This is a genomic window from Rhodococcus sovatensis (assembly GCF_037327425.1).
Taxonomy (GTDB): Bacteria; Actinomycetota; Actinomycetes; order Mycobacteriales; family Mycobacteriaceae; genus Rhodococcoides; species Rhodococcoides sovatense.
Genome location: NZ_CP147846.1, coordinates 1351414 through 1371944, shown reverse-complemented (window position 1 = coordinate 1371944; position 20531 = coordinate 1351414). Strand labels below are relative to the sequence as shown.

General features: G+C 61.2%; 16 protein-coding genes. 5 read left to right on the top strand and 11 right to left on the bottom strand.

Going from position 1 to position 20531, the window contains the following annotated elements:
• Positions 1-26: 26 nt before the first annotated feature.
• The 6 genes from WDS16_RS06330 to WDS16_RS06305 form a co-directional block, all read right to left on the bottom strand.
• Positions 27-1421, bottom strand: a complete 1395-nt coding sequence (locus WDS16_RS06330) for an NAD-dependent succinate-semialdehyde dehydrogenase (RefSeq protein WP_422395761.1) — start codon at positions 1419-1421, stop codon at positions 27-29.
• 68 nt (positions 1422-1489) lie between these two features.
• Positions 1490-2848 carry a 4-aminobutyrate--2-oxoglutarate transaminase gene (gene gabT / locus WDS16_RS06325; protein WP_338893268.1) on the bottom strand — a complete coding sequence of 453 codons (1359 nt, stop codon included), beginning with the start codon at positions 2846-2848 and terminating at the stop codon, positions 1490-1492.
• Between the two features lie 240 nt (positions 2849-3088).
• Positions 3089-4483 (bottom strand): IS1380 family transposase, encoded by a 1395-nt coding sequence (locus tag WDS16_RS06320; protein ID WP_338890844.1) that lies wholly within the window; start codon positions 4481-4483, stop codon positions 3089-3091.
• Between the two features lie 98 nt (positions 4484-4581).
• Positions 4582-5349, bottom strand: coding sequence for a maleylpyruvate isomerase N-terminal domain-containing protein (locus tag WDS16_RS06315; RefSeq protein ID WP_338891331.1), 768 nt, complete (start codon positions 5347-5349; stop codon positions 4582-4584).
• Positions 5350-5374: 25 nt separating this feature from the next.
• Positions 5375-7039: an amidohydrolase gene (locus tag WDS16_RS06310; protein WP_338891329.1), complete on the bottom strand. Its 1665-nt coding sequence runs from the start codon at positions 7037-7039 to the stop codon at positions 5375-5377.
• 85 nt (positions 7040-7124) lie between these two features.
• The gene (locus WDS16_RS06305; RefSeq protein ID WP_338891327.1) at positions 7125-8453 is read right to left on the bottom strand and encodes an MFS transporter; all 1329 of its coding nucleotides are present in this window, start codon (positions 8451-8453) and stop codon (positions 7125-7127) included.
• A 151-nt stretch (positions 8454-8604) separates the two neighbouring features.
• Here WDS16_RS06305 and WDS16_RS06300 point away from each other — a divergent pair, with 151 nt between their 5' ends.
• On the top strand, positions 8605-9780 hold the full coding sequence (locus tag WDS16_RS06300; RefSeq protein ID WP_338891325.1) for a helix-turn-helix domain-containing protein: 1176 nt from the start codon (positions 8605-8607) through the stop codon (positions 9778-9780).
• Between the two features lie 57 nt (positions 9781-9837).
• On the opposite strand, the gene WDS16_RS06295 is transcribed toward WDS16_RS06300, so the two are convergent.
• Positions 9838-10869 carry an AraC family transcriptional regulator gene (locus WDS16_RS06295; protein ID WP_338891323.1) on the bottom strand — a complete coding sequence of 344 codons (1032 nt, stop codon included), beginning with the start codon at positions 10867-10869 and terminating at the stop codon, positions 9838-9840.
• 69 nt (positions 10870-10938) lie between these two features.
• Between WDS16_RS06295 and WDS16_RS06290 the strand changes: the two genes are divergently transcribed.
• The 3 genes from WDS16_RS06290 to WDS16_RS06280 are packed head-to-tail and all read left to right on the top strand — an operon-like array spanning position 10939 to position 14550.
• Positions 10939-12168 carry an MFS transporter gene (locus WDS16_RS06290; RefSeq protein WP_338891321.1) on the top strand — a complete coding sequence of 410 codons (1230 nt, stop codon included), beginning with the start codon at positions 10939-10941 and terminating at the stop codon, positions 12166-12168.
• Positions 12152-12544, top strand: coding sequence for a VWA domain-containing protein (locus WDS16_RS06285; protein ID WP_338893267.1), 393 nt, complete (start codon positions 12152-12154; stop codon positions 12542-12544). Before WDS16_RS06290 ends, WDS16_RS06285 begins: the two co-directional genes overlap by 17 nt.
• Positions 12541-14550: a hypothetical protein gene (locus WDS16_RS06280; RefSeq protein WP_338891319.1), complete on the top strand. Its 2010-nt coding sequence runs from the start codon at positions 12541-12543 to the stop codon at positions 14548-14550. Before WDS16_RS06285 ends, WDS16_RS06280 begins: the two co-directional genes overlap by 4 nt.
• Here WDS16_RS06280 and nadE read toward each other — a convergent pair.
• Together nadE and WDS16_RS06270 are read right to left on the bottom strand one after the other, a co-directional pair.
• On the bottom strand, positions 14501-15349 hold the full coding sequence (gene nadE, locus WDS16_RS06275) for an ammonia-dependent NAD(+) synthetase (protein ID WP_338891318.1): 849 nt from the start codon (positions 15347-15349) through the stop codon (positions 14501-14503). The genes WDS16_RS06280 and nadE overlap by 50 nt on opposite strands.
• 88 nt (positions 15350-15437) lie before the next feature.
• Positions 15438-15944 (bottom strand): CinA family protein, encoded by a 507-nt coding sequence (locus WDS16_RS06270; protein WP_338891317.1) that lies wholly within the window; start codon positions 15942-15944, stop codon positions 15438-15440.
• Positions 15945-16267: 323 nt separating this feature from the next.
• Between WDS16_RS06270 and WDS16_RS06265 the strand changes: the two genes are divergently transcribed.
• Positions 16268-16783 (top strand): STAS domain-containing protein, encoded by a 516-nt coding sequence (locus tag WDS16_RS06265; RefSeq protein WP_338891316.1) that lies wholly within the window; start codon positions 16268-16270, stop codon positions 16781-16783.
• Positions 16784-16974: 191 nt separating this feature from the next.
• On the opposite strand, the gene WDS16_RS06260 is transcribed toward WDS16_RS06265, so the two are convergent.
• Positions 16975-17952 (bottom strand): GGDEF domain-containing protein, encoded by a 978-nt coding sequence (locus tag WDS16_RS06260; protein WP_338891314.1) that lies wholly within the window; start codon positions 17950-17952, stop codon positions 16975-16977.
• Positions 17953-18980: 1028 nt separating this feature from the next.
• A complete protein-coding gene (locus tag WDS16_RS06255) occupies positions 18981-20405 on the bottom strand; it encodes an IS1380 family transposase (RefSeq protein WP_338891312.1) in 1425 nt (474 codons plus the stop codon).
• Positions 20406-20531: the final 126 nt, after the last annotated feature.

Below are 20531 nucleotides of genomic sequence, written 5' to 3'. Positions count from 1 at the left end.
ACGCTGGACGTCCAATCCCTTTCGCCTCATCGAGGAGTCAACGTGTACTTCGTGGACAAGTATTCGCGGATCCCTTCGAATCCCCCTTCTCGCCCGATGCCAGATTGCTTGATTCCACCGAATGGGGCTGCTGCATTGGACACCAAACCGGTGTTGAGCCCCATCATCCCGGTTTCGAGTTTCTCTATCATTCGCTGACTTCGACCGACGTTCTCCGTGTAGACATAGCTGACCAGTCCATATTCGGTGTCGTTGGCACTCTGCACAGCTTCGCTCTCAGAAGAAAAGCGAGTGATTGCCAGCACAGGACCGAATATCTCTTCGCCGACCAATCGTGCGTCCGGCCCGACCTTGTCGATCACTGTCGGCTGAAAGAAGTTCCCCGGCCCGGGGACTACCTGACCACCGGCGACGATCACGGCACCGGTCCTCAACGCGTCGGCGACCAGACTCGCAGTCTTCGCAAGGGCTTTCCTGTCGACCATGGCCCCGATGTCATTGCCTTCCTCGGCCCCACGACCGATCTTCATCATGGCAACTTTCTCACTCACTCGACGAGCGAATTCGTCGGCAACAGAATCATGGACCAGGATGCGATTTGCGGCGGTGCACGCTTGGCCGATGTTGCGGAATTTCGCGACCATTACTCCCTCGACCGCTCGGTCGAGATCTGCGTCCTCGAAAACCAGGAACGGTGCGTTTCCGCCGAGCTCCATCGAAGTGCGTAATACGTTCGGTGCAGCGGCTTCGAGCAGTTTGACACCGACAGCCGTCGAACCGGTGAAGCTGAGCTTACGAAGGCGTGGATCCACCAGCAATGCGCTGGATTGAGCGCTGGGGTTGGACGTGGGCACGACGTTTACTACACCCGGCGGAAGTCCGGCCTCTTCGAGCAGCTGCACCAGGTAGATGGTGGTGAGCGGTGTGAGCTCTGCCGGCTTGATAACAGCCGTACAGCCTGCGGCGAGTGCAGGAGCTATCTTCCGAGTCGCCATCGCGAGTGGGAAGTTCCACGGTGTGATGAAGTAACACGGTCCGACGGGGAGGTGTGACACCGTGATGCTGCCGGTCCCTTCGGGGTTCTGACGATAGTCGCCGTGGATACGCACAGCTTCCTCGGAGAACCACCGTAGGAATTCCCCACCGTAGACGACCTCACCGCGCGCTTCGGCGATGGGCTTGCCCATTTCCAGGGCGATGAGCAGAGCAAAGTCTTCTTTACGCTCCATCAGCAAGTCGAAAGCTCTGCGGAGAATGTCCGAGCGCAGGCGGCTTGGAGTCTCTGCCCATTCCTGTTGTGCCGCAACGGCCGAGTCGAGGGCTCGAATGGCGTCGTCGACGGTTGCATCTGCAATCGTCTTGATCGTATCTCCGGTTGCGGGGTCTTCGACGGTGAAGGTCGCCCCCGAACTCGATGGCACCCACGTTCCTCCAACACCGATGCCGGTTTCGACGCGCTGGAGTAGGTCTAGTTCGTGCGGCTGTATTGTCATGAGTTTCTTTCGTCGGTGAATTGTGATTGGGAATTCGCGCGAAAACCGTCGACCACGACACGTAGACCTTCGCGCAGCAGATCGTCCGAAATCGTCAGAGGTGGAAGAAACCGGATGACGTTTCCGTAGGTGCCGCAGGTAAGGACCACGACACCGTGTTGTGCGGCGAATGCTGCAACGGACCCTGTCAGCAAGGGGTTTGGATCGGTGCTGCCGGAGTGCACTATTTCGATGGCCTTCATCGCGCCACGACCTCGGATGTCGCCGATGCGGTCGTCCGACTCCCCCAGTTCGGAGAAGACTTCATCGATGATCGTCCCGACTTCACGCGCACGACCGGCGAGGTCGTCCTTCTCATAGGTCTCGATCGTGGCGAGTGCTGCGGCGCAGGAGATCGGGTTACCGGCAAAGGTGCCGCCGATTCCGCCAGGTCGTGGCGAATTCATGATTTCTGCACGTCCTGTGACCGCGGCCAGGGGCAATCCTCCCGCGATTCCTTTTCCGGTCACGATGAGGTCGGGTACGAGTGACTCGTCATCCGCAGCGAAGAGGTCGCCGGTACGCGCAAAGCCAGTTTGGACCTCATCGAGGATGAACACGACGCCGTTCGCAGCTGCCCATTCACACAGAGCGGGCAGAAACCCGCGTGCGGGTTCGATGAAGCCGCCTTCGCCTTGAATGGGCTCGATGACGATGGCAGCGAGATTGGAAGCGCCGATCTGTCGGTCGATCTGCAGGAGCGCGATGTCGGCCGCTTCTACCCCTCCAAGTCCGTCACGAAATGGGTATGAGGTTGGCACGCGGTGGATTTCGGGTGCGAATGGACCGAATCCGTTCTTGTAGGGCACATTCTTCGCGGTCATCCCCATGGTGAGGTTGGTTCTGCCGTGGAACGCGTGGTCGAACACCACGACGGCATGTTTGTTGGTGAAGGAGCGCGCCATTTTGATGGAATTTTCGACGGCCTCGGAGCCGGTATTGAACAGTGCTGTGCGTTTTTCGTGGTGCCCGGGGGTGATGGAGTTGAGCTTCTCCGCGACCGCAACGTAGCCATCGTATGGGGTTACGGTGAAGCAGGTGTGTGTGAACAGCTGTGCTTGGCGAGTGATGGCTTCGACAACGGCCGGGGCTGAGTTTCCGACTCCCGTTACGGCAATGCCCGAGCCGAGGTCGATCAGAGAATTGCCGTCGACATCGATCAAAATTCCGCCTCCGGCCGCAACTATCGATACCGGTACAACGTGTCCGACACCGGCTGCAACGGCCGCTTTCTTTCGACGCATGAGCGTTTGCGATTCGGGTCCGGGGATTTCGGTCACGAGGTTGCGACGCTGCGATAGAAGCGGACCACCCATTATTGACGAGACAGACAATTCGTTCCTCAATTTGGTTGTCGATAGGGAGAATCAGAGCCAGCGAGGAGCTCTAGCCTCGATCTTGCATGAGGCCGATGTGTCGGCCTGAGCGGTTCGAGATTGCGGTTTTCGAGCTCGATTGCGGCTTCGGGCATGGTGACTGTGCCGATATCGTTCGGCTGGGCGCTCGGTTCCACTGTCCGAGAGGGGTCTTTCGGGTCGATCGGTCGGTGGGTTCGGTCAGGCGGGTGCGGTCAGTGCCGCCAACCGGTTCAGTGCGGTGACGATCAGGTCGGACCAGGTCGCATTTTTCGACAGTCGCAGGTGGATGCGGCGGGCATGGTGGGCGATGCGTCCGGCGACGGAAAAAATCCGCAACCGTAGCCGTTTCGGCTCCCACCTGCGAGCGTCGTGATCGGTGAAACCGAGCATCTGAGTCCACGCGGTCAGGTCGAGTGCGAGAGCGACGATGGCAAGCCAGATCCGATTCTGATCGAACCCGTGCAACGGAAGATTGCTCAGCCCAGTATCTTTCGCGATACGGATCCGGTCCTCGCAGCGTGCACGGCGACGGTGCCGCAGTTCGAGAACCTGAACTTGACCACGGACTGTGTTCGTGGCGAACGCAGTGAGCCGCAGTCCGTCGGTATCGGTGAAACGCAATTGAGCACCCGGATGCGGGCGCTCCTTCCTGATCACCACACGCATCCCCGGCGGCCATGCCCCGAGGTCGAGGACACCGGTCGCGTCAATCACCCAGGCACCGTCGCGGACCTTCTCATCGGCGTCGACCGCGACCGACCACGCAGTGTCGGGGACCTCGCCCAGTGCGGCGACCATGGCGTCGGTGAGCCCGAACCCGATCGAATACGACACCCGCTGCCGATGCAACCACGACATGAAGACATGGCTGGCTCCCGCTCCATCGGTGCGGACCAGTACCTTCTTGCCGGGGCGGCCGCCGGTGGTGAACGGCAGTTGTGCGAGCGCCGCGCGGGTGACGGCGATGTGGTCGGCGGCGGTGTTCGAGCCGGCGTTGCCGGCGCGCAGCAGTGCTGCGAGGGGCTCGCCCGTCCCTGCCTGCCCGTGATCGACGAAGGCGAGGAGTGGGTGAAAGCCATACCCGCGCTTGTATGTTGGTGCGGCGAGCTGTTTGTCGGAGTGGGCGGTGACGAGGGTGGCGTCGAGGTCGATCACGATCGGGTTGTCTGCGGTGATGCCGTGATCGGGTGCGTCCTTGCCGGCATGTTTCCATGCTGCGGCGCGAGCGGCTGCTCGGGCAGTGTCGATGGCGGTCAGGACTGCAGGGGCATCTGCGGCCAAGGTTGCGATCAGTCTGGAGACGGTTGGGTCGGAGGGTACTTTCCCGAACACGGCGGTGTGTTCGCGCAGGGTCGCGATGTCGGCGAGGCAGTCACCACCGAGCGCCAACGACACGGCGAGGTCGGTGATGATTTTGCCGGGGTCGAACTGCGCCAACGGTTTCCGCCACAACGAAAGCTGCCCGGACAACGCTGCGGTGAGCCCGGTAGCGTCCGCGGTTCGGAGCAGTGTCACCGCTCCGGCGTGCGACACGATGCCGCCTCCGGTGGCATCGACAGACAGGGCGGGGTAGGGCGACGTAGACTTACTCACCGGGATGGTGCCTCTCGAACTGGTCGGGTTTCAACTGTGGTAAGTCGAATTCTCCCAGTTCAAGGCACCATTCCACCATCTTGACACGCCGCCACTAACTACCGGCATGAAAGCCCCAGGCTAGGGGCTGCACCGATGTCGCGTCCCGACGTGTCGACCTCGGACACTCCGGTATGTCTGCGGCCGGTCACCCACGCCATCAGGTTCGGCAGCGATCCGGATACAGTGAGATGAGCACAGGTCGAATCCGCCTCACGGATGCGACTCGGCGCCGGTTCGAGTCTCTCACCGGTGGCTGGAACCGTCGCATGCACGCGATAGCCATCTCGGGTTGCCCACGTATCCAGGACATTTTGCGTGATCCGTCGCTGTACCGCCGCCGGTACATCCGCAGTACTGGCCGAGAGATCGAGATCAAGAGCATGCAACCATAATTCGCGAGATCGCATCCACACAGTGTCGATGACCGGTATGCGTACGCCCTGGGCGTTGCTCACCCTGTAGGCCCATCGATCGGGTGGGACTCTGCTCCAGGCCGCTTCGAGCGCTTCTGCCTCCGTGCCACTCAGTGTGCGAAGTTCGATATCCGACAACGCCGCTCCAGTGTCGATTTCATGACTGCGCGCATCGACAGATTCGTACATCGGCCGTGGGATGTCTGTCGTTGCCCAATCCACGAGCCTGGTGAGAGCTCGAGCGTTGAAACCGACATGCGCGATCACGTGCGCACGAGTCCATCCGGGAAGCAACGAGGGTTCACGGACGTCGTTCTCACCGAGTTCGAACAACGTCCGGTCGAAGTGCACTTGCCCGGCTTTCGCATAGGCCAAATCGACTTCTAGTTCGTCGATTGGCTCTCGCATCATGTCCATAGAATTATCCTTCACAAAATCACACGTGTTCCATAGGCGAATCCGATCGTGCATCGTAGGTAAGTCTTCCTCCGAGAATCGTTGCGAGGACGTCGATTTCCGACACATTCGGTGCGCTGAGCGGTGATGACGAGAACACGGTGAAGTCGGCAAGCTTGCCCCGTTCGAGGGTGCCTTTTTCATCGATTTGGCCTGTCGCGCGCGCGGCCCACTCCGTATGTGTCCGAAGCGCTTCCTCCGGTGTGATCGCCTCATCCGGACCGAGGACGACTCCTGCGTCGGTACGACGATCGATAGCTGACTGCATACCCCTGCGAAGATTGTTGTCGGCGACCGGAAGGTCCGAAGAGCCTGCAAGTATGACCCCGGCATCGATTACGGACCGCCCACGGTAAAGCCACGGTTCACGTTCGGTCCCGACGAGTTCGGCAATCTGATCACCGAGAGGGCCGATGAACCCCGCCTGGGGAGTTACAGCAATGGCGAGTTCGGCGGCACGCCGCACCTGATCTGGTCGAGCGATCCCGAAATGTTCGATACGACAGGGTGCTGCGTGGCGGTCGTAGCTCTTCTGTGCCTCCTCGATGAGGTCCAAAGCCAGGTCGATCGCTGCATCGCCGATCGCGTGCAACGCTAGCGGCCATCCTGATCGATATGCGGCGAGCGCACGCTCTCGATACTGCCCTGGAGTGTCGAGGAGGTATCCCCGGTTGTGATCATGACCGCAGAAGTCCTCTGTGACAGCTGCCGTCGCTCCGAGCAGCGAGCCGTCCAGGAACACCTTGACGTGCCCCAACCGAAGGTAGGAGTCACCGAATCCGTAACGAATCCCAAGGTCCAACCCGACACCGGTCCCCTCGCCGCTGAAGTCCGCGGTGTTGGCCTCGAGGGGATGAAGTGCATCGATTGTTGGCATCAACTGTGCACGGGCGTGCAGGTGATGTCGATCTGCGGCCAATTGATAGGCCGCGATCTCGATGGAGCTGTGTCCGATCCAACCGCCACCGACACCTGCTTCCGTGAAGCTTGTTATTCCCTGTGCAGCAAAACGTTTGGTTGCTTCGTCGATTGCCTCGGCGAGCTGCTCGGTGGAATACGGCAAGAGTAGCGCCTGCACCAATCCTTGCGCCGACTCCTGTACGAGACCAGTTGGTCGGCCCAGGTCGTCCCTCTCGATCGCACCCCCGACAGGGATCTCGAAACCCTCGTCGAACGCGCCGATAAGTCGCAACGTGGCGGTGTTCGCAATCGCGGCGTGGCCGGAGGTATGCCGTAGGTACAGTGGCCGGTCGCCCGTAATGCGGTCGAGCCGGTCGATATCGGGGACCTGGCCGTCGTAACGTCCCTGGTTGAAACCTGTGCCGTGCACCCAGGCATCGGCGTCACTACCGATACGCCCTATCTCGGCCTCGACCAACGTGTAGAGATCTTCGAGACTGGCAGCCTGGCCGAGATCGATCGCAGCCAGGCCGAGTCCCCACCAAACCGTGTGACAATGGGCGTCGATCAGGCCGGGGGTCACGCAAGCCTCTCCGAAGTCCAGGGTTTGCAATGCGTCCATGCCGGCAATCTCGCCGTCGAACCCGACGATGCGGTCTCCGACGACGCCGACAACCGACGCAATCGGCCGATCACGATCCAAGGTGATTATTTCGCGTGCCCGCAGAATGAGGTCGAGTTTCATGAAAGTGTCCTTGTCGAATGATCGAGCGGTGGCTTTCTCAGGTGCGCGGACGCGTCGATTGCCGAACACCGACCCGGAGATGCGCTCAGTGTTTGAAGCCGGGAAGGTCCACGCTGAATTTCGGCGCGATCGCACCCGCCGATGCAGTGATCAGAGAGATCAGCGCCAGGACCAACGCAGCTGGCCACCAATGGTCCTGTGCTGCAGCCACAAGGCCTGTGACCAGAAGTGGAACGAAGCCGGCGACCATGGCAGCAGAGTTGTTCGCGACGGCAACACCTGTGAAACGAGTTTGCGCCGGAAAGAGTCCCGTCAGAACAGCACCGGTGCCTGCGTAGGGAAACGACAAGGTCGCAACGGCCAACGTCATCGACAGAACGACGAGAACGGGAATTCCCGACGTCAGCAACAGGAATGCGGGTAGTGCTACTACAGCGGAGGCAATTCCTCCCCACAAGATCACGCGGCTCGAACCGTATCGCGCACCCAACCGGCCACTGAGCAAGATCACGAATATCTCGACGACGGCGGCGACAATAGTTCCGAGCAGCATCAAAGTTCGGTCATACCCGAGCACGTTCACTCCGTACCACACACAGAAAGTCGTGACGAGATAGAATCCGCCCATTCCGAGGAGTGAGGCCGCCATCCCGATCAAAATCTGACGCCAGCTGTTCTTGAATGCCGTGCTCACGGGATTGGCGGACAACTCACCAGCTTCCTCCAGTTGACGAAAGACTGGAGATTCTTCGAGCTTGCGTCGAATGTAAACAGCAACAAGAAGTAGTGGCAACGACAGAAGGAAGGGGATACGCCACCCCCAGGATTCGAAGTTCTGCTGCGAAATCATAATGGTGACCAGAAAGAATCCACCAGAAGAGAGAATTGTTCCAACGGGAGAGCCGATGAGGGGAATTACTGCATATCGCGCTCGCAGATGCAGCGGTGCGTTCTCGACCACCAAGGTCAAGGCGCCTGACCATTCCCCACCAACGAACAGGCCCTGCACGATTCTCAGCAGTACGAGCAGTATCGGAGCTGCGATGCCGATTGCCGCATAGGTGGGCAAGATGCCGATCAGGGCCGTGATGATGCCGATACCGATGATGGTGATCATCAGAGTCTTCCGGCGGCCGATCCGGTCACCCATCGCGCCGAAGACGATCCCGCCGATCGGCCGGGCAGCGACACCCACACCGAAGGTAGCGAAAGAAGCAAGTGCAGCCACTGTCGGGTTGCCGCTCGTGAAGTACTGAACGTTGAACACCAGCGCAGCCGCTGCGCTGAACAGGAAGAAGTCGTAGTACTCGAGCACGGAACCGACCAATGCGCCGAGGGCGACCTTGTTCGCGCTTCTCGTGTCGAGCTCATGAACGGCGCCGAACTCGATCGACGTCGGTTGTGTATACGTCATAGCTCTCCATCAGGATGAGGGATTCGGTGTGCTTCTCTCCCCTCGGGGATTTCGGCTCCATGCAAGCATTGCAGGTTATTCGCTCAATGTCCCTGGGCATTGACCGCGGGATATCGCCTCGAATCTGTGCATATGCCCTACCCTTGGGCCGATGAACGATTTCGACCCCCCACGACCCAACGACGAAGCGAACCCCCGCGACTCGAGAAGGTGGCAGGAGTTGCTCGACGGTCTCGACGTAGCCGAACTGACCGCAACCTTCGTCGAGCGCGTCGCTTCGATTACGGGCTACGACTCGTCGCCGCTACCGACATCGGAGATCGAGCGGTCGGGCCGTCTGGCATTTTCAGCCATGCTTCAGGGTCTCCGGTCCGGTGGTCTACCTGATTTCGTACCGATAGCAAACGACGTCGGAGTTTCGCGTGCGCGGGCGGGGATTCCCATCACCTCGTTGATGACCGCGATCCGATTGGATTACAACGTGTTGTGGGAGGCTCTCACGTCGGCGTCGTCACCAAGTGACGCAGAGCTTTTGGTCCGGCACACGTGGATCGTGCTCCGCACCGTCGACGAGTACGCTGCGCAGACGCAACGGGCCTACATGGCTGAGCGAGAGCGAATGTTGCGAGAGGAATCGTCCGCATTGCAGGGACGCATCGCAAATCTGTTCCAGGACCACCGATCGACAGCCGCAGATCGACTGGACGCGATTGCAGCCGAGCTGAGAATCCCCCGGGATGCACCCCTCTTGGTAATCGGAGCTGCCGGTGACGACATCCCAGCGCTGCGGGTGTACATCTCCCAAACCGAACGCTCCGGCCGAGCTGTCTATACCCACTACCTCGGGGACATCCTGATTGCCTTCATGTGCAGTTTCGACCTCGACGGGCCACACGCCACCGAAGCTGGACGCAGCCTTTTAGCGCTACGAGTTGGAATAGTCACCGCCGGCCGTGGCCTGTCAGACCTTCGAGCGGCGGCAAATACCACCCGCGATCTGACACGAACGATCACCAGTGACGACGACACGGCCATCACGTGGAATCGAGGCTGGGCGAGACTGGCCAAGCTGGATCTACAACAATCGAGAAACGGGTTACTTGCCGATGTAGACAACGCTTTGGCGCGCTGCGGAAATACCGAACGTGCCCGTCTCATGGAATGCGTGCGTAGCTATCTGAGAACAGGGAGTGTCGGCGAATCTGCCGACGAACTGTTCTGTCACCGCAACACCGTTTCCAATCGTCTTCATCGATTTGCAAAACTCACCGGGGTAGATCCAACAATTCCCGAACAATCGGCGCGTCTCGTTGTGGGTTGGTCATAGCAGTACACAAGACGACATCTTCTTGTGTTTTCCTCGGAACGGTCGCTTTCGTCGGCGTCACGCAGACCTGCTCGCAGCGAGCTCCGTACGTGATGCAGCCCTGCGTGCGCCGGGAGGGTGCCCGGTGATTCGCTTGAAGGCCCGGCTGAACGCAGCTTGGGATGTGTAACCGAGATTCCGAGCCACGGCGTCCACTGACATGGTGTCCTGGGCAAGCCACTGGCTGGCAAGAAGCATCCTCAATTCCGTGGCGTAGCGCAGAGGCGGTACGCCGATCGTCGCATGGAAGCGCTCCGCGAATACGGATCGTGACACATGGCACCGGGACGCCAACTCCGCTACCGTCCAATGGTACCCGGGATGACGATGCATAGCCAGGATGGCCCCGGCCAGCCGCGGATCGCCCAGCGCGGCCACCAGTCCAGGCGCATTGTCGCAGCCGCATTCGATCCACCCTCGTACGATCATCGCTGCCACCACTTCGGCTAGGCGCGCTGAAACCCCAGCGAATCCAACGCGTGCCGAGCAGGTCTCGCGCCTCATCGCGGCGAGGATCGGTAGAAGTCCGGGATAACGCTCACCGTGGGCGTCTGCGATCATGATCTCGGGCATGATCTGGTTCAACCCTTGCATCCCACCCAGATCGAATTCCATGTAGCCGGTGAACAACACGGTGCTGGGCGATGGGTCCGGATCGTCAGGGAGGCAAACGTTCACCTCTCCCACCGCGTCGCCGATGGGTGCGCAGTCGTGGCTGTCGATATCCCGGAGCAGGACACCGGGTCCGGACCGCAACTGGTGGGGTCGACCGTGAGGCATGAACACAGCATTGCCCGTCGACAGCTCATGGACGGTGCCGTTCTCGGTATGCAGAAACGCGTGGCCTACTGCGAGGAAGTGGAAATAGGCACGTCCCGGTTTCGCAGCGAAACTGATGCCGAACCGCGGCCCGGCATGGACACGACGGTATTGCACTCCACGCAATTTCATACTCGTCAACAGTTCACTGATGAGGTGGGAGGACGACGAAAGTTGCCCGGCAGCCGACTCGGCCGGACTCTCGATCAAAACGCTCGGTTTCTCGGTCATAGATCATCCTGAAAATCGTATCTAGTGTTGTTTCAAACCCTTTCATGCAATTGAGGAGAAGTACAACCGTTGTCCAGTAACTTGAGCGGCACCGCGCCCGATTCCCGAACCAACCGTGCACCCGCAACTGTTGTCCCGCCGCCGGTGGAACCGAAGTGGATGGCGGTGATGTCACTCGCGCTGGGTGTATTCGGATTGCTGACGGCCGAGTATCTTCCGGCCAGCCTGCTGACTCCGATTGCAGAGGATTTGGGCGTTTCGGAGGCATTGGTGGGCCAAGCGGTCACTGTCACCGCTGGCGCAGCAGTGGTCTCTGGTCTACTGACAGCAAGCCTGACACGACGGATAGACCGGCGAGTTGTTCTGTTGGGCTTCACTGTCCTGATGATCGTGTCGAACTCGCTCGTGGCTTTGGCTCCGAACATGTTTGTGCTGTTGGCGATGCGGATCCTGCTCGGTGTTGCATTGGGCGGCTTCTGGAGTATGGCGGCCGCCACTGCGATGCGGCTGGTGCCCGCTCCCCTTATACCTCGCGCTGTATCGATTATCTTCAGCGGTATCGCTGTGGCAACCATCGTGGCCGTGCCGCTCGGTAGCTACCTCGGCGATTTGGCCGGCTGGCGCAGTGTTTTTTGGGCCGCCACCGCTCTCGGCGTCGTGACACTTGTCTTGCAGCTGTTCGCGTTGCCAAGGATGACGCCGCAGAACGCGGCACGGTTGAAAACTCTGTGGTCGGTGTTGATTCATCCGAGCTTCGCGATCGGCATCGTCGGCATGCTGCTCGTCCATGTCGGGCACTATGCGCTGTTCACCTACATTCGACCTGCGCTCGAGACCATGGTCGATGTAGACACATCCACCCTCGCTGCTCTGTTGTTCGCCTTCGGTGTGGCAAACCTTGTCGGCACACTGGCCGCCGGATGGCTCCTCCAACTCAGCCTGCGTCTGACTTTGGCGCTGATGCCCCTGCTGATCGGGATAGCCGCACTGGGGCTCGCACTGTTACCTGCGAATCAGGGCATGTCTGCAACTTTGGTGGTGGTGTGGGGGTTGGCGTTCGGTGGAGTTTCGGTGGCGTGGTCCAACTGGGCGACCCTCACCGTGCCCGACAAGGCGGAAAGCGCCGGAGGAATCGTGGTGGTCGGTGTTCAATCCGGCATTGCTGCAGGCGCCGGAGTCGGTGGTGCAACGTTCGGACTCGGCGGCGTCGTCGCCGTGTTCTGGATTTTCGGAGTCGTATTGATCGCGTCAGCACTGTTCATCACGTTGTCTGTGAAGAACCCTGGCCGCCACGGGTGACATCTGTTCGCGGTCGTCCGACCTGACGTCGGAAGAACTGGACCCGGTAGAGCTTCTGATGGGCGTACAGCTCGGAGGTGGGACAGACGGAACTCGCGCCGTCGACTACGCGGCGCAGCTGATCGAGACACCCCGGCGCACGATCGTCGCCTTGATCTCGGATCTCTACGAGGGAGGTAACTCGGATAGGTTCGTTCGCTCCATCACACGGCTGACCGACGACGGCGTTCGTGTGCTGGCGCTCGCCGCTCTCGACGAGTCCGGTGAACCGGATTACGACCGTGAGATCGGCCGCCGACTCAGCCGAGCGGGTGTGCACGTCGGAGCGATGACACCCGCAGGTCTTGCCGAGTTCGTGGCCGAGTGCATTCGATGACAGTACGACCCGATCTGTCGGCGCTGACCGACGACGCACTCACCGTGGTCGCCAACCGTGGACTCCTCAAAAGAGCGCTGCGCGTGCAGTCGACCGAACCTCCCACGCTGACGGTCTCCGAACACGCCGTCGTTGCACGATACGCCGACGGTGTCGAAACAACCCTCCCCGCCGAGTGCGCGTTCACCGACGCCTCGTGTACATGCGGGGCGACCGGGATGTGCCGCCACCGTGTGGGGTTGGTCGTGGCGTATCGACAACTGCATCCGGCAGCTGCGAGCACAGTCTGGTCACCGGGTGAGTTCGACGACGAGGCGCTGCTCGCGTACCTCGGGGTGTCGGCAATCCGACGCGCCGAGAAGATCCGGCGAGCGGGATACTCGGCAACAGTGCACCGCCCCCGAGGTGACGATCCTGCTGTGCGGGTCGAATTGCCGCACAGCACAGTGAGTTTCCTCGTTCCTCACGAGCTGACGCTCGCGCGGTCGTCCGCTTCCGATGAGGCCACCATGGAGTCCATCGCTCTCGCAGTCTGGGCCGTCCGCGAGGCCGACGCGCACAGCACCGACACCGTCCACGTCGGCGGTAGCACAATACAGGAGAACACCACCGCAGAAGCGGCGTTGTTGCTCGCACGGACAGTTCTCGTCGACGGTGTCGCACGTCTGACGGAGGTACAGCGCGTCGCCCTGCGGCGGACGGTGCGTTCCATACAAGCGGGCACTGCCGTGTGGTTGGCCGACGCATGTGTGGAACTGCTCGATCAGGTGGACGCCTACTGCTCCCGACATGCCAGACACAATCGCACTCGCGCCGCGACCGTCATTGCGGAAATCGATGCACGAGTCAAGGTCGGGCAATCTCGGGACTCGGCAGCCGCAGCAACGGCGTTGGGAACCGATACCCCCAGCGAGACCCCGCTTCGCAGAACCCGACTCGTTGCACTCGGCGCCCACGTGACAGGGGTGGGAGCGAACGTATGCGCGGATGTGTACTTCGCGGAACCTGGTTCCGGCACCGTCCATCTGCTGAGGCGCGAATGGACCGAACATGGCGGTGGAATACCGACAGGTCACGCGCTCTCGAAACGACGCATCTCCGGAACCACCGTCGAAGCGTTGGCATCGTCGACGGTGGTCACCGAATCCGCTGTGCGGCAGGCCAACCACCGAATCAGGTTCGCGCGCCGTGGGATCGGACGCACAGCGATCATGCCATTGAGCTCCGACACATGGACCAAGTCGCTGACTGTGGTCACCGACTACGCGGCCGAGTACACGCGGCTGGCCGGACGCACGCCGTCGGTCGTGGGCGAGCGAGTCCTGACCAGAGGTGTGGGTGTGGTTCGTGTCGAATCCGTTCTGTTCAAGGAATATTCTCCCGAGAGCCAGCAATTGACAATGCAAGTCCATGACGAGCGGGGAAGCGTGGCACAGATAGTCGTCGACTATCGGTCGTACGCGCCGCGCGCAATGGACGCCGTCGACGAAGCTCTGTCGACCGGCCAGGCCACCGTCGCGGGGCGCCTGAGCATACGAAACGGAGTGTTGCAGATCAGCCCCTTTGGCGTCGCCGGCGCGCGCGGTGTGGTCGTGCCGGATCTCGAAGCGCCGGGCACTGCAACTTCCACACTTCCTGCACGAACTGGCGCGCTGCAGAATGCACCGGATGCTGCGCTGGAGCTACTCGCGGACCTTGCACACAAGGGGTTTACGCCACGCATCGGCAACAGACGCCACCCACCTTCGACGGTCTGCCACTCAGCTTGCCGATTCAGGCATGACCACCACAGCGTCGGCACTCACGGGGGTCGCAGACACCGTATCGGGGGACCTCGACGACCTCACGAACGCGTGGATCTACGCCCTCCTCAGGCTCACTATCGCGCAGGAAAGCTGAACCATGAGCGTTCACCGGGGTCGTGCACTGCCGGGAGGGTGTTGCTGAATCTTCGTGTCAGCTGCCGTCGTCGAGCGAGGTGCGCCACCAGCGGTCGACGGGACTGACCGGCATCGTCCGTTTGTGGCGCGTAGTTTCGTACCATCTTTCGATGGTGACGGCTGCGGTGTCGTCGACCGCGTCTCCTTGGAGGTAGGCATCGATCTGCGCGTAACTCACGCCGAGGGCCTGCTCGTCGGGTAGAGCGGGGCGGTCGTCCTCCAGGTCGGCGGTCGGAACCTTCGTCCACGTCGACTCCGGAGCATCGAGGTACCTCAGCAGTTGCGCTCCCTGGTTCTTGGTCAGTCCGGACAGTGGGGTCAGGTCCGCTCCCCCGTCGCCGTATTTGGTGTAGAAACCGGTGACGGCCTCGGCAGCGTGGTCGGTACCCACCACCAGCAGGTTCTCCTGGCCAGCGAGCGCGTACTGCGCGATCATGCGTTGCCTGGCCTTGATGTTGCCGCGGACGAAATCGTCGAGCCGACCGGCGTCCAATGCGGTCGCCGTCGAACCAGCTGATGCGTCGACAGCGTCGCGAATGTCGACGGTGACGATACGGTCCGGCGCAATGAAGTCCAATGCGATCCGCGCGTCGTCCTCGTCGGCTTGGGTGCCGTACGGCAGCCGAACCGCGAGGAACGTGGCATCTGCACCCAGTTCGACGACTTCGCGGACAGCGCGTTGTGCGAGTGCGCCCGCGAGGGTGCTGTCCTGCCCGCCGCTGATACCTAGAACGAAGCCTGCTGCGCCGCTGACGCGAAGATAGTCGGCGAGGAATGCGACCCGCTTGCGAACTTCCGCGGCGGGATCGATGGACGGTTTGACGCCGAGTTCGTTTTGAATTCGAGTCCGAGTGCGCGATGTCATGCTCGTGAAAATGCCTTTCTCGTCGGTCGGGTACACCGGCACCAGTGCGGTCGGTGCCGTTGCGCGGAGAACGCTTCCCGCTCGGGGGTCATGTCGAACGCTTCTTCACGTGCTGGCGCAAGCACGCGATGGAGAACGACAATGTCTGTGCCAGTACTGCTTCCGGCTCTCCGCCGAAATTCTGACGGTCGGTGGTGATCTCGCCCCGGTCGTAGACCGCGATCCACACCGTTCCCGGTGGCTGGTCTTCCTGCGTTTCAGGGCCGGCCTCACCCGTAATTGCGATCGCTAGTTGCGCCCCTAGCAACCTCGCTGCCGATCGAGCCATCGCGACTGCGGCGTCCTCGCATACGACGGGGCCCTGAGGCACTTCCAGCAGAGAATGTTTGACGTCCTTGTGGTAGGCGACGATCCCGCCTCGATACCAGTCTCCCGCCGAGGGCGACTTGCCGAGCATGGCAGCGAGATTTCCGGCGGTGAGGGACTCGGCGGTGGCGATATAGATCCCGTGTTGCGTTGCGTGCTCGGCAATGTCGTCGCACCACGCCGACAGGCTTTCATCGGTGGGCAGTCGGTGTTCGGGGTTGGTCGTCATGGTGATCTCCGTTCGGAACCTGTTCGGCGCCCGTTGCCTGAGCGCCAAGCTGCACGCTCACCGAAGACTTCCACGCCGAAGTGCCGTCGAAACCCGTGTAGGAGCTCGCTTCGGTGCACACCACGACTCGCTTGCACCGACCAAGCGCGGAGTCGAAGGGTGCAGCCGCACGTAGTCAGCAAATCCATCTCGCGGCGCCGACCTGAAGGGTATTGTGTGATCTGCACCGCCGAAATACGTGCGCTACGGCGTCCGGATGGCGCGTGTTGCCTGCTGTCGAGCCGCCGCGCAGCCCACCTTCTGCTCCGAAGAGGTAAGGGTCCATGGTGTATCTCTCCCACGTCCGCAGTGACGCCGAGTCAATCAGGTCGTCGTTCTACAGCCCCGCGTCGCTAGTCGACGCCGACTGCTCCATCACCGTCGACGAGCCCGTCGGCGGCCCGATCGTGATCAGAGCAGAAGGGGTGCTCGACTCGACGGCGGTGTCTGCACTGACCGAATTTCTCGATGAGGCACTCCACTCCGGCCGCCCGCTCGTACTCGACGTCGTCGATGCCATCGATATCGACGTATCCATCCTGAGAGCACTCGACGACGCATCGAACCGACTACTCGACTCACGAGCACCGATCACGGTGGCCTGCAGCGAGGAACTCACAACGCAATTGACCGACGCAGACATCGACGTTCGATCTCACCCCAGCGTGGCGCGCGCGGTTACAGCCAGCATTGCCGCCCTGCACTCCACAGCACAACACGCCCCCGACGCAGCTGTTCGCGCGCGACCAGCAGTCGCATTGGAAGCGTGCACGCACGCCCTGCAAGGAACCTATCTGTAGAGACCTACACGCCTGGCGAGACGTCCGCTCCGCCTCAGCCGGAGGTTCGGTGATAATGCGTGCTTCGGTCCTGATTCACACTCCGGGCATGGAGATCAGTTCTGCGTGAAGAGGATGTGCTTCGACCAGCGCCTCTACTTCGTGTGCGACGTCTGATCGTTGACGTTGAAGCGATGAGAGCGCAATGCCGATCACAGGAGTGCGAGACAAACTCGGTTGCCGCCGGTCTCCTTCGCCCGATACATCTGCGAGTCGGCGATCCTGCTCATGCGCAACAAGATTGAACTGCCGACACTCCACAATGTCGACTCTGGAGGCAAGACAGCGGCACCCACACTGACTGTGACAGGTACTGGATCGGATCGTTCGTACAATCCGATCTCGACGTTCTTGATCAAAGCGTGCAAGGTCTCCCGGGGCCCGGCGCACGCCGCCAAGAACTCCTCGCCACCAGTGCGCGCCAAAACACCACGGTCCCCGATCAATTCGCTCAGACGGTGGGCAGTCAGAACAATGACTTGATCACCGCGAGCGTGCCCGTGTTCGTCGTTGACGCGTTTGAATTTGTCGATGTCGACTACAAGAACCGCCACTGCAAGCCCGCGCTGCTGCGCGCCGGACCACAGGTCCAAGAGCGCGGTGTCGGCGCCCCGCCGGTTCAAGATGCCAGTGAGCGGATCGAGCGCCGAGCTCCGAGCATCGCGAGCGATCAGCGTCCACGCGACATGCGCGAACAGAGGAGCTCCGTTCGTCGCAATAAGCACGGCCGATGTGACAGCAATCAGGGTTGCGGCATCTTCGGCGCGATGGTGAAATGCCGAGAACGAGATCAGGCAGATGACCGCGCTGGACCACAGTAGATGCGCAGCGAGCCAGCGTGGACTCATGAAATACGTGCAAAAAGCCCCTGTCACAGCGAAGAGGATGCCACCGAGCAACCTACCGAAATCGTCGTAGAACCACAGAACAGACGTGAGGCCCACATCGCCGAATACAGCGAATCCAATAAAGATCGACGCCAATGCACGAGGCCGACTCGGAATGGGTAACACCAGCCACCCAATAGCGACCATCACCTGTAATGCCAACACCACGATGATCCAGGTTCTGCCGGCAGCACTTGTCGGACCATGCGAGCTGAACAGCATGAGTAGCGATATGAACGCCATCGACAGCGTTCCTGTGGCGAACACCCCGCGAAGGACACCGCGATAGTGTCGGGTCGAGCGATACGACACTATCCAGTCATAATCGAACGGCTGATGGAACCAATCCGCCAAGGCAGCAGACACGCGCGACAGTGCGCCCTTCCGGTGCCTTCCTGAGCGAGCAGGTTCACCGTATCGGCTCCGATCCGCGGTCACCGTCCATTGCCCCGTCTCACCGGCTTCTCCCCTCGAAGCACCCCACAATCAGCCTCACGCCAGACTACGTGCTGGACTTTCTTTTTCACGAACTTCGACCCAATTCGAGTTGCAGTCTGAGGCGAGACGGCCGGGTCGCCCCGGACTCACTAGCGTCCAGTTCTTACAGCGAGTGCACGTACAGCTGGTGCTACGCCTCTCCTCGACACGAGACAATCGTCCGACAGTCCTACTCCAGAACCATGTTGCCGTGTACGACTTCGTACCTCGAGCACCAACAGAACAGACACATGACAAAATTTGGCATATACGGTGCGTGGAGACCTTCGAAGCGCACAACTCGGGGTCGATCGTCGAGTTTGGACAGCAAAAAAATCCCCGCCCAGCGAGCTGGACAGGGAATTTCCGTGCTCCCCCCGGCTGGACTCGAACCAGCAACCGTCCGAGACGGTCCATCAACGTCTGCTTGGTTCGCCCGCACTTGTGACAAGCGTGTGACAAGAGGTCGAGTCCGACATGGTGGTGGCGACCTAGTGCCCGTACTGGAACGCGCTGCCGGCGGCGCAATGCGGGAGCAGACACCGTTTCGCCGTTCGGTTGGAAAGCCGCATGTTAGATGGTGTTGCGGAGCCCCACGGCCGGGAAACATTAGCTGCGGTCCACGTCGTCCGTCGCCCGCAGCGCTAAGCCTGAATGCACCGATGGGTTGATGCGCTTCTCGTGAGATCTGTTGTGCGCGCCTGCGGGGGTGTGGGCGTGGTTGAGCACCCGATCTCTGGTATCGGGTTGTTCCACTGGGTTTTTCGTGTTGCGGGTGGGTAGGGATCGTGCGGTTAGGCGAGAATGTAGGCGTTTCGACCGAACATGCTGTCGAACAATGCGATCCAGCTTGTTTCCCAGGGCCAGCGTTCGGGCAGATGCAGGGTGAGTTTGCGTGCGGAGTATGCGATACGAGCGGCCACGGTGATCAGGGTGCGCCGAATGGTGCCGGTCGTGGCCTTCGCCAACGCCGTGTCACCGGTCAGGGTCGCGGCGGCGCGGGTGAGATTGAACGCCATGACCGCGCAGACCAACCAGGCGGCGTTGGCGCAGAAGTGCCCCGACGGCATGTGCGCGAGGGCGGAGTCTTTCAGGTCGGCGTGTACTTGTTCGATGATCGCGTGCCGTCGGTGGACCTGGTCGGCGGTGACGGTGTCGAGTTCGGCGGGGTCGGTGGTGGTGAAGAAGGCGTGAAAGCGCCACACGTCGAACAGTGCATCTTGGCCTCGGTTTCTCTTCGGGCGTAGGTCGGGGATGCGGCGTACGACGAGGCGCCCTGGGATGTGGTGGGCTTTCTTCTGGGAGACGAAGGCGGTGAACGGTATCTCGGCGACTTCGGCCACCGAGATCCACTGTTCGGTGCCGATGTCGTAGAGGGCGTTGGTGTACCGGATGGGTGTCCACGCCTCGTCTGGGATCGTGCTGATCGCGGTCTTGATCACCGAATTGAGTCCGGTAGTGATCGAGACGTCTGCGCCGCCGCGTAGCGCGGCACCGATCGTGGGATGCCCGAAGTAGGCGGAATCTGCCCGCACCAGAGGCTTGACCGACGAGGTTCTGGTCTCGCTGGTGGTGCTGCGCAGTCGGTCGACGGTGGTGAGGGTGTCGGCGATCATTCGCGACGCTCCGCGGGCGGATCCGCAGGCCCCTTTGCGGAGGCGTTGGGCGGTGATCACCGGTGCCGCGCGATCTGTGGTGACGGTGGTGATCAGGGAGTTGAGTCCTCGGATGCCGGAGTAGCCGTAGCCGGATCCTTGTTTGCTGTGGCCGTGAACTTCGATGATCGAGTCGTCGATGTCGACCATTACCCGTCCGGTGTCGATGCCGTCGAGAACGGAAGTGTGTTCGGCGAGCGAGCGGAGGAACCTGGAGGCGACGGCGTCGAGTTGGCGAACATGCCCGAACCGGAACTGGCGCAGGAACGATCCCAATGTCGATGGTGCGTAGGGGCGGTCGAACACGGTGTTCATCGCCCCGTGCCGCAGGATCGCCATGTCAGCGATACTGTCGGCTCCCGCGACCATGCCTGCAACCAGGGATCCGATCTTGCGGCCGGCATTTGATCCCTTGTCCGTCGATACCGTCAGATGCTCCTCGGCCAGTGTGAGCAGGCCTGATCGCTGCGCGAGCGCCATCACCGGGACCAGACCTGCGGCGGATACGAGATTCGGGTCGTCGAAGCATGCGGCAGCCACAGGGCGGGTATGAGATAGTTGCATCTGCGAGATGCCCTTCGTGGTGGCCGGAATGTTCCCTAGACAAGAACTATTCTTTCACCAAGGCAGGGCATTTCGTGTCTACATCCCGGTTAACGGCCCTACCGCATCGGTGCATTCAGGCTAAGA

Excerpts from the sequence above, each read along its gene's own strand:
- gabT (WP_338893268.1), bottom strand. The coding sequence starts at position 2,848 with ATGGGTGGTCCGCTTCTATCGCAGCGTCGCAACCTCGTGACCGAAATC.
- WDS16_RS06315 (WP_338891331.1), bottom strand. The coding sequence starts at position 5,349 with ATGATGCGAGAGCCAATCGACGAACTAGAAGTCGATTTGGCCTATGCG.
- WDS16_RS06310 (WP_338891329.1), bottom strand. The coding sequence starts at position 7,039 with ATGAAACTCGACCTCATTCTGCGGGCACGCGAAATAATCACCTTGGAT.
- WDS16_RS06305 (WP_338891327.1), bottom strand. The coding sequence starts at position 8,453 with ATGACGTATACACAACCGACGTCGATCGAGTTCGGCGCCGTTCATGAG.
- WDS16_RS06300 (WP_338891325.1), top strand. The coding sequence starts at position 8,605 with ATGAACGATTTCGACCCCCCACGACCCAACGACGAAGCGAACCCCCGC.
- WDS16_RS06295 (WP_338891323.1), bottom strand. The coding sequence starts at position 10,869 with ATGACCGAGAAACCGAGCGTTTTGATCGAGAGTCCGGCCGAGTCGGCT.
- WDS16_RS06280 (WP_338891319.1), top strand. The coding sequence starts at position 12,541 with ATGACAGTACGACCCGATCTGTCGGCGCTGACCGACGACGCACTCACC.
- nadE (WP_338891318.1), bottom strand. The coding sequence starts at position 15,349 with ATGACATCGCGCACTCGGACTCGAATTCAAAACGAACTCGGCGTCAAA.
- WDS16_RS06270 (WP_338891317.1), bottom strand. The coding sequence starts at position 15,944 with ATGACGACCAACCCCGAACACCGACTGCCCACCGATGAAAGCCTGTCG.
- WDS16_RS06265 (WP_338891316.1), top strand. The coding sequence starts at position 16,268 with ATGGTGTATCTCTCCCACGTCCGCAGTGACGCCGAGTCAATCAGGTCG.
- WDS16_RS06260 (WP_338891314.1), bottom strand. The coding sequence starts at position 17,952 with ATGGCGTTCATATCGCTACTCATGCTGTTCAGCTCGCATGGTCCGACA.
- WDS16_RS06255 (WP_338891312.1), bottom strand. The coding sequence starts at position 20,405 with ATGCAACTATCTCATACCCGCCCTGTGGCTGCCGCATGCTTCGACGAC.